Here is a 9,104-nt window from a genome sequence, read left to right as displayed (position 1 = left end):
ACAAAGGGAGAAGGAAGAAGGCTACTTCTGCGGTGGTCCCAGATCCAACGGTGGCAGGTCGATCTGCGGCACCTCGATCTTGACCTTGTCGAGATCGACACTGACGGGCTTGTCGAGCAGGCCCGTCACCGTGATCGGGAACGCGATCACGATCAGCACCATGATCATCTGCAGGCCGATCCAGGGCATCGCGCCCCAATAGATGTCGGAGCTCTTCACTTCCTTCGGCGCGACGCCGCGCAGGTAGAACAGCGCGAAGCCGAACGGCGGATGCAGGAACGAGGTCTGCATGTTGACGCAGAGCATGACGCCGAACCAGATCAGCGCCGGTCCGTCGCCGACGACGGGCCCCAGGATCTTCTGCGCGATCGGCGCGATCATCGGCAGGATGATGAAGGCGATCTCGAAGAAGTCGAGGAAAAACGCCAGGAAGAAGATGAAGAGGTTGATGAAGATCAGGAAGCCCCAGACGCCGCCGGGCAGCGAGGTCAGCATGTGCTCGAGCCAGACGCCGCCGGAGACGCCGAGAAACACCACCGAGAAGCAGGTCGAGCCGATCAGGATGAAGGTGACCATGCAGGTGATGCGCATGGTGGTCTCGTAGCCCTGCTTGATCAGGTCGCGCAGGTCGGGGATGCGCGCGGCCTGGACGCAGATCCAGGCGACCGCGAGATAGGTGATGGCGAACGCGATCTTGAAGATCACGTTCTCGGTGAACAACATCGCGATGATGGTGCCGATGCCGGCAGCAACCACGCCTATGATCAGCACCTTGCGGTCGGTCGAGGTGAAATCCTTGTGGTGGATCGCGGCGAGCACGATGGCACCGACCGCGCCCATGGCGCCGGCTTCGGTCGGCGTCGCAAGGCCCATCATCATGGTGCCGAGCACGACGAAGATCAGCACGGCCGAGGGGATGATGCCCATCAGGCACTTCTTCCACAGCGCCCAGCCGGTCAGCGTGCGTGCTTCCTTCGGCACCGGCGGAACGTGCTCGGGCTTGATCAGGCCGAGGATGAAGGTGTAGCCGGCGAACAGCAGGATCTGGAACACCGAGGGGCCCCAGGCGCCGAGATACATGTCGCCGACCGACTTGCCGAGTTGGTCGGCGAGCACGATCAGCACCAGCGAGGGCGGCACCAGCTGCGTGATGGTGCCGGAGGCCGCCAGCACGCCGGTGATGTAGCGCATGTTGTAGCCGTAGCGGATCATCACCGGCATCGAGATCAGCGCCATGGCGATGACCTGCGCCGCCACCGTGCCGGTGATGGCGCCGAGGATGAAGCCGACGATGATGACAGAATAGCCGAGGCCGCCTCTGATAGGGCCGAACAGCTGGCCCATCGAGTCCAGCATGTCCTCGGCGAGGCCGCATCTCTCCAATATGGCGCCCATGAAGGTGAAGAACGGGATCGCGAGCAGCAGCTCGTTGGAGAGCACGCTGCCGAACACGCGGCCCGGGATCGCCTGCAGGAAGTTGAGGTCGAAGAATCCGAGATGGATGGCGAGGAAGCCGAAGGAGAGGCCGACCGCGGCAAGCGTGAACGCGACGGGGAAGCCGAGCAGCATCGCCAGAACCAGGCCGCCGAACATCAACGGCGGCATCATCTCCAGCGTAATCATTGGGTCGGCCTCTCGTACTTGGCGTCGATCGTCACATAGCCCTGGAGAGCCGCGATACGCTTGATGACTTCGGAAACACCCTGCAGCGCCAGCATCACGAAGCCGGCGGGGATCACGAACTTGATGGGCCAGCGGACCAGGCCGCCGGCATTGCCCGACATCTCGCCGACGTCATAGGCCTGCATGAAGAACGGCCAGGACAGATAAGCGAGCAGGAGGCAGGAAGGGATCAGGAAGAACAGCGTGCCGATCAGGTCGAGCCAGAGCTGGCCGCGCTCGGACAGCATCAGATAGAGGATCTCGACCCGCACATGCTCGTTGCGCTTGAAGGTGTAGGACGCGCCGAACATCACCAGGATCGCGAACATGTACCATTGCAGCTCCAGCCAGCCGTTGGACGAGTAGCTGAACGCGTAGCGGATCATGGCATTGGCCGCGCTGACCAGGCATGCGAAGAGCACGAGCAGGTTACAGACGTACCCAATCTTCTCATTGAGGGCGTCGATGGCGTTACTCATCGCCAGCAATGGACGCATTTTACCTTCTCTCCGTCGCGGCCTAACACTTCACGGGAGGCTTCAGCACGCAACGCCCGGCCGGCGTGCAAAAGCACGCGACCGCACGGATCGCAGACCGAAAGCGATTGCGGCGTCAGTCCTCCCCTCGTGCCTTGCTGTCTTGACCGCGACCGCCAAAGGGGCGGGCCGGCTTATGGCTGCCGGGCAAGCAAAGGCGGTCGCACCAAATCAGCGGCGTTCGGTGCCGTCAATCGGAAAATGGGCAAATTGACGCCCGCTCAAAAGCTTAAGATCGCAAAAGCTTAAGGCAACCGCGCCGGCGGCGAATTCTCAGCCGCCGGTGACGCTCATATGCCTGGAGACGCTGGGGCGGTCGTGGCGGCGGTCGATAATGAAATCGTGGCCCTTGGGCTTCAGCCCGATGGCGCGGTCGATCGCATCCGCTAGCAGGATGTCGTCGCTGGAGGCGCGCAACGGCTTGCGCAAGTCCGAGGCATCCTCGTGGCCGAGGCAGGTGTGCAGCGTGCCGGTGCAGGTGACGCGCACCCGGTTGCAGGATTCACAGAAGTTGTGGGTCATCGGCGTGATGAAGCCGAGCTTGCCGCCGGTCTCGGCGACGCTGACATAGCGCGCCGGCCCGCCGGTGCTCTCGGCCAGATCCGTCAGCGTGAATTGCTGGGCAAGCCGCGCGCGCACCAGCGAGAGCGGCAGATATTGGTCGATGCGGCCCGCGCCGATCTCGCCCATCGGCATCACCTCGATCAGGGTCAGGCCCATACCCTTGCCATGGGCCCAGCGCATCAGGTCGGGCAGCTCTTCCTCGTTGAGGTTCTTCAGAGCCACTGCGTTGATCTTCACGGCAAGGCCTGCAGCGCGCGCGGCCTCGATGCCTTCCAGCACCTTGTCGATCTCGCCCCAGCGCGTGATCTCGCGAAATTTCCGGGGATCGAGCGTATCGAGCGAGACGTTGATGCGGCGGACGCCGCAATCGGCAAGCTCCTGCGCATATTTTGCCAGTTGCGTGCCGTTGGTGGTGAGCGTGAGCTCGCCCAGCGCGCCGCTCTCAAGGTGCCGCGACAGCGAGCGCACCAGCGACATCACGTTGCGCCGGACCAGCGGTTCGCCGCCGGTGAGCCGCAGCTTTTTCACGCCCTTGGCGATGAAGGCGGAACAGAGCCGGTCGAGTTCCTCGAGCGTTAGGAGGTCCGCCTTGGGCAGGAACGTCATGTCTTCCGACATGCAATAGAAGCAGCGCAAATCGCAGCGATCGGTGACGGAGACGCGTAAGTAGGAAATGGTGCGACCGAACGGATCGGTCATCGGGCTCGACAGCGCGGCGAGGGGACTCGCAGTGGATCCGTTCATACCAAATGCCTTGCCAAATGCCTTGTCACTGACGGCGACGGGCGCACCGCTGCTTCAAGCGATGCTCAGCGGCCAATCTAAGCATGGTATGCCACAAGGACAATCGTGCAGCGCACGGAAGATCAGCGCTTGCCCGCGTTCGGATCGGGGAACGCCGTGTCGGCTGCGGGCGCTGCAGCATCGGCGGGCGCGGCTGCGACCGGTTTCGGCGTCTTCGGCCGGTGCGGCTTCTTCTTCACGGGCTTCAGCGGCACTGCAGGCTGAAGTTCCGCGAAGACCGGATTCGGGTCGGTGGCCACAGTCGCAGAGGTGGTGAGATCGCCGGGAGTCTTGATCAGGTTCACCGGCACGGTGGTCGGCTGATATTTGAGCAGCGCGTAGGTGACCGTGAACGGCGCCTCAGGGGCAGGAATCGAGACGGAGCAGGGGGTCTTGCAGCCTCCGCCCAGCGAGGTCGTCGCATCGGCCCCAGGGGGATTTGATTCCAGCCGGACCTGAAGGGTCGGCGGCGCCGATTTGAACATGTCCCAAGACATCGAGGAGCAGCCACCGAGGCTCGCTCCCGCTAACGCAATCGCGATGACACGACGCATGACCCATCCACTTCTAACTGCGACGAACCGCCACATAACCCCGCGCGGACCTTAGGGGCGTCGTTCCGGGCAAGCAACCGGCGGACAATGCATAGTTAATAGATGGTTAACGCGGGGTTCCGCCGGGATAATCGAGCTATCTCAGGAGCTTGCCGGACGGCTAGGCGGTCATCAGGCTGCGGGCGGCAGCCGGCAGATCGCGCATGTGATGGATCAGCCGGTCCGGCTTCAGCTCGGCGATGGGCACGTCCGTATAGCCGAAGCTGACCCCGATGACGGGCACTCCGGCGCGCCGGGCCACGCCGACGTCGGTTCCGGCATCCCCCACCATGATACTGGCTCTGATCTCACCGCCCGCCCGCGCCACCGTCTGGCGAAAAATGGTCGGATCCGGCTTCTGGACGCCGAACGTATCCGCCCCGCAGATCGCCGCGAAGCGGCGGCTCAGATCGAGCTGGTCCAAAAGCCGCTTCGACAGCCATTCCAGCTTGTTGGTGCAGACCGCAAGCCGATGGCCCTGTGCGGCGAACAGGTCGAGCGCGTCAAGCAGCCCCTCGAAGGGGCGGGATTCGATCGCAATATGGTCGGCGTAATAGGCGATGAAATCGGCCGTCATGCGGTCCATGTCGCCAGGCGTGACCGTCCGCCCCTCGGCCTCCAGGCCCCGCTCGATCAGCTTGCGGGCGCCGGCGCCGATCATATTCCGGGCCGAGGCCATCGGCACCGGCGGCAGGCCTTCACGGTCGAGCACGTAGTTCAGGGCGGTGATCAGGTCTGGCGCCGTATCCACAAGCGTGCCGTCGAGATCGAAGACGAGGGTGTAGGGGCCGATCTTGTCTTTGGAGGTCATGCAAAAAGCGCTATCGGTCCGCCCGGGCCGACGCAAGGGGCAGGGCCGTAAGATCAGCCTATAGGCCTGTTCCGGGCCCTGTTCTCGGGGAGAAAACGAGGCTACATAGGCCGCCGCAAGCGGCTACCGGCGGCACACCTGATTTCGAGAGGCGGGCGCAGACGTGAACATGGACCAGTTGAAGCGGCAGGCCGCGGCGCGCGCCCTGGACGAGGTGCGTGACGGGATGCAGCTCGGGCTCGGGACCGGCTCGACGGCCAAGCATTTCGTCGAGCTGCTGGGAGAGCGCGTTGCCGCCGGACTCAATGTGATCGGTGTGCCGACCTCGGAAGCGACCCGCGCGGATGCGGAGCGCTGTGGCGTGCCGTTGACCACGCTCGACGAGATCGACCACCTCGACCTCACCGTCGACGGCGCCGACGAGATCGATCCGCAGCTTAATCTGATCAAGGGCGGCGGTGGGGCATTGCTGCGCGAGAAGATCGTGGCGGCCGCTTCGGATCGCATGATCGTCATTGCCGATGACACCAAATGGGTGCCGACGCTCGGTCGCTTTCCGCTGCCGGTCGAGGTGATCCCGTTTGGCCTCGGGGCGACCCGCCGCGCCATCGAGAAGGCATTTGCGAAATGCGGCGTTTCCGGGCAAATGGCGGTCCGCAAGGCCAAAGATGGCCACGTTTTCGTCACCGATGGCGGCCACTGGATCGTCGATGCCCAGCTCGGGCGTATTGCCGATCCGGCGAGCCTCGCCAAGACGCTGAGCGCGATCCCCGGCGTGGTCGAGCATGGGTTGTTCATCGGCTTGGCCAGCTCGGCTGTTTTGGCGGGTGGCGACGGAATCCGCGTGATTGAACGGCGATAAGCCGCCAAAAGGAGACTAGGAATGAAGAGCGTTTTGAAGATCGTGCCCGCCGCGTGCCTCGCCTTCGCGCTGGCGCTGGGGGCCGTACCCGCGACCGCGCAACAGCAGCAGCCGGCCCCATTGACTCCGGCGGCCATTGCCGCAGCAAAGGAGATTTTGACGCTGAAGAATGCCAGCGCGATGTACGCCGGCGCGGTGCCCGGCATGGTCGAGAAGGTCAAGGCCACGCTGATCGGGCAGAACCTCAACTACCAGAAGGACCTCAACGAGCTCGCCCCCGTTATCGCCAAGCAGCTGGCCGGCCGCGAGCAGGAGATCGGCGACGGCATGGTGGGGGTCTATGCCGGCATGTTCACCGAGCAGGAGCTCAAGGATCTCGTCACCTTCTACAGGTCGCCGCTCGGCCAGAAACTGCTCACCGCCGAACCCAAGGCCATCAACCTCAGCATGCAGGTCATGAACGAGTGGGCGCAGCACTTCTCGGAAGTCGTCGCCAGCGCCTTCCGGGCCGAGATGAAGAAGCGTGGCAAGGATATCTGACCGTACCTATCTGATCGGAAATCCCTAAAGCGCGGCATCGCGCTTTAGGTTGTTGTTTGAGCATGATCCTTTCGGAAAACCGCTTCACACTTTTCCGGATCATGCTCTGAAAGGGGTCGGAGTGGACAATGGCTGAATTCGACGTCGACCTCTTTGTCATCGGTGGCGGTTCGGGCGGCGTGCGTGCCGCCCGCATCGCGGCCGGGTACGGCGCTCGCGTGATGATCGCGGAAGAGTACCGTATGGGCGGCACCTGCGTGATCCGCGGCTGCGTGCCGAAGAAGCTGTTCGTGATCGGCTCGCACTTTCGTCACGAACTCGAGGATGCCGCCGGTTTCGGCTGGACCGTTCCGCCCGCGAGCTTCGACTGGCCGACCTTGATCGCCAACAAGGACAAGGAGATCGCGCGGCTGGAGGCGGCCTACACGGCCAATGTCGAGAAGTCGGGCGCGCAAGTGGTCAAAAGCCGTGCTGTCATCGAGGACAAGCACACCGTCCGCCTGCTCGCGGACGACAAGAAGATCACTGCGAAATACATTCTGATCGCCACCGGCGGTGCGCCCAATCATGGCGTCGCGATCCCCGGCATCGAGCATGTGATCTCGTCCAACGAGGCGTTTCATCTGAAGAAGCTGCCGAAGCGGATCGTGATCCAGGGCGGCGGCTACATCGCGCTGGAATTCGCCGGCATCTTTGCCGGATTCGGCTCCGACGTCACCGTGATCTATCGCGGCGACAACATTCTGCGTGGCTTCGACGAAGACGTGCGTGCCCATGTCCGCAGCGAAGTGGAAAAGCAGGGCATCACCATTCTCACCGGCTGCACGGTGACGAAGGTCGATCGTCACGGCGAGGAATTCACCACGCATCTGTCGAACGGCTCGAGCATCGCTTCCGACCAGGTCATGTTCGCGATCGGCCGCCATCCCAACGTCGCCAATCTTGGCCTCGAGAACGCCGGCGTCGCCATCAATCCGAGGAACGGCGGCATCGCGGTCGATCATTTCTCCAAGAGCTCGGTCGACAGCATCTATGCGATCGGCGACGTCACCCATCGCTTCAACCTGACGCCGGTCGCGATCCGCGAAGGCCATGCCTTCGCCGACACCGTGTTCGGCAAGCGCGAGGTGCAGGTCGATCATTCCAACATCCCGACGGCGGTGTTCTCGCAGCCGGAGGTCGGCACGGTCGGCCTGACCGAAACCGAGGCGCGCGCGCAGTTCAGCCACGTCGACATCTACAAGACGACGTTCCGCCCGATCAAGGCGACGATGTCGGGCCGCGACACCCGCGTGCTGATGAAGCTCGTGGTCGACGGTTCGACCGATCGCGTGCTCGGCTGTCACATCGTCGGCGATGGCGCCGCCGAGGTGACGCAAGCCGTCGCGATCGCGGTGAAGATGAAGGCGACGAAAGCCGATTTCGACGCGACCATCGCGCTGCATCCGACCGCGGCGGAGGAGCTCGTGACCATGCGTACGCCGATCGCGCGCCACGTGCGCCAGGCGGCGGAGTAGGGGCGCCTGGTTCACCTCTCCTTGCGGGAGAGGTGAAGAACCCGACCACCCACCGGACTTGCCAAATACGGCATGCGCTCAGCCGTATAAATATCCGACCGGCTTGCCTTCGGTGCGCAGCGGTCGAATGTCCTTGTGCGTGATGATCTGGCCGGCGAGACCGTCGATCTCGTCGCGCTGCGTCGGTGTCCAGCTGCGAAGATCGTTGATGCCCTTGAGCAGGCCGAGCCGCAGCACCTGGGTGTTTTCGCCAAGGCCGACGAGGCTGATCGAGTCCTTGCCCGCCGTCACAACATCGCCAGCAGAGAGTTCAAAGCTCTCGCCGGACTTCCTCTTGAATTCGGCGGTGCCGCGAATGACGCGATAGATCGCGACCTCGCCCTTGGCAAAGCACGTCGCGTCCGCGGCGGCCGACGTGCTCTTCGGCAACAGCGCGTGCCCACGCGGGTCGGTTGCGATGACGTGGCCGGTGACCAGATGGCCGCTCGGAATCTCGATGCCGATGTCGCGCACGTAAACCTGCAGGGCCGATTTGACCGAACCGTCGGTGAGCGGCTTGTAGAGCGCATCCAGCGCGAGGGGATCCTGCAGCCAGAAGCCGGCATCGGCGGGACGGTCATGCAGCGGGTGGCTCCAGGCCACGCGCGGCGTTTCGTCTTCGTTGATCTGGTCCGGTCCGACGATGGTCGGGTTCGGGAAGGTCGTTGGATCGGTGATGAAGGCCTCGAGGAATTTGCCGGAATAGCCCATCGAGATCGGATCGGGCACCACCGTCTGCGGCGTCTTCAGATTCTCTTCGGTCGAAAGGCCTGACCAGGTATAGAACAGCTGGCGATGCACGATGGCGCTTTGCAGCATGACCGCGCCGGGGCCGACATTGTACCAGCGCCCGTCATAGTCGAAGGTGAACGCGCCGGAGGTCACCAGCACGAGCTGAAAGCCGCCGGGCGGCAGATGCAGATGGAAGTCGGTGGGGCCGGTGTCGGGACGATAGATCGGCAAATTGGTCGCGACCTCGTGGAGCAGGAAGGTCTCGTTGTTGGCGTGAAAGCCCTCGTTGGCTCTGTTGTAGAGCGCTTGCGGCCGATAGGTCGCTTCGAACTTGGCATTCTTGTCGCGATCGATCGCAACGAAGTCTTGCGTGTTGAGGCGGAGCGGCGCGCCGTTCGGATGGGTGAGGCCTGATGTCTTGAGATCGCCCGCAGCATGCACGTTCATGACGTTCTCCGCTCTGCG

The 9,104-nt window shown here is 63.6% G+C and carries 9 protein-coding genes; 3 read left to right on the top strand and 6 right to left on the bottom strand.

The features are described 5' to 3' along the window. Positions 1–21: 21 nt before the first annotated feature. From ACNJX9_RS25180 to ACNJX9_RS25160, 5 genes are all read right to left on the bottom strand, one after another. Positions 22–1,623 (bottom strand): TRAP transporter large permease, encoded by a 1,602-nt coding sequence (locus tag ACNJX9_RS25180; RefSeq protein ID WP_057758468.1) that lies wholly within the window; start codon positions 1,621–1,623, stop codon positions 22–24. Next, positions 1,620–2,159: a TRAP transporter small permease subunit gene (locus tag ACNJX9_RS25175; RefSeq protein ID WP_057758465.1), complete on the bottom strand. Its 540-nt coding sequence runs from the start codon at positions 2,157–2,159 to the stop codon at positions 1,620–1,622. Before ACNJX9_RS25175 ends, ACNJX9_RS25180 begins: the two co-directional genes overlap by 4 nt. A 312-nt stretch (positions 2,160–2,471) precedes the next feature. Continuing rightward, entirely contained in the window at positions 2,472–3,506 is a 1,035-nt protein-coding gene (gene moaA, locus ACNJX9_RS25170) for a GTP 3',8-cyclase MoaA (RefSeq protein ID WP_439404705.1), read from the bottom strand. Between the two features lie 122 nt (positions 3,507–3,628). After that, a complete protein-coding gene (locus ACNJX9_RS25165) occupies positions 3,629–4,099 on the bottom strand; it encodes a hypothetical protein (RefSeq protein WP_439404703.1) in 471 nt (156 codons plus the stop codon). Positions 4,100–4,259: 160 nt separating this feature from the next. Next, entirely contained in the window at positions 4,260–4,949 is a 690-nt protein-coding gene (locus tag ACNJX9_RS25160) for an HAD-IA family hydrolase (protein ID WP_057758459.1), read from the bottom strand. 163 nt (positions 4,950–5,112) lie between these two features. On the opposite strand from ACNJX9_RS25160, the gene rpiA reads away from it, so the two are divergent. The 3 genes from rpiA to gor all read left to right on the top strand — a co-directional run bounded on the left by rpiA (position 5,113) and on the right by gor (position 7,868). Beyond that, positions 5,113–5,811, top strand: coding sequence for a ribose-5-phosphate isomerase RpiA (gene rpiA / locus ACNJX9_RS25155; RefSeq protein ID WP_439404701.1), 699 nt, complete (start codon positions 5,113–5,115; stop codon positions 5,809–5,811). 21 nt (positions 5,812–5,832) lie between these two features. Next, positions 5,833–6,351, top strand: coding sequence for a DUF2059 domain-containing protein (locus tag ACNJX9_RS25150; protein ID WP_057758455.1), 519 nt, complete (start codon positions 5,833–5,835; stop codon positions 6,349–6,351). A gap of 128 nt (positions 6,352–6,479) precedes the next feature. After that, positions 6,480–7,868, top strand: a complete 1,389-nt coding sequence (gor, locus tag ACNJX9_RS25145) for a glutathione-disulfide reductase (RefSeq protein WP_439404700.1) — start codon at positions 6,480–6,482, stop codon at positions 7,866–7,868. Positions 7,869–7,946: 78 nt separating this feature from the next. On the opposite strand, the gene ACNJX9_RS25140 is transcribed toward gor, so the two are convergent. Continuing rightward, a complete protein-coding gene (locus tag ACNJX9_RS25140) occupies positions 7,947–9,086 on the bottom strand; it encodes a hypothetical protein (RefSeq protein ID WP_057758451.1) in 1,140 nt (379 codons plus the stop codon). Positions 9,087–9,104: the final 18 nt, after the last annotated feature.

This window comes from Bradyrhizobium sp. BLXBL-03 (assembly GCF_051853015.1).
Taxonomy (GTDB): domain Bacteria; phylum Pseudomonadota; class Alphaproteobacteria; order Rhizobiales; family Xanthobacteraceae; genus Bradyrhizobium; species Bradyrhizobium manausense.
This window is presented reverse-complemented; position numbering and strand designations above follow the sequence as displayed.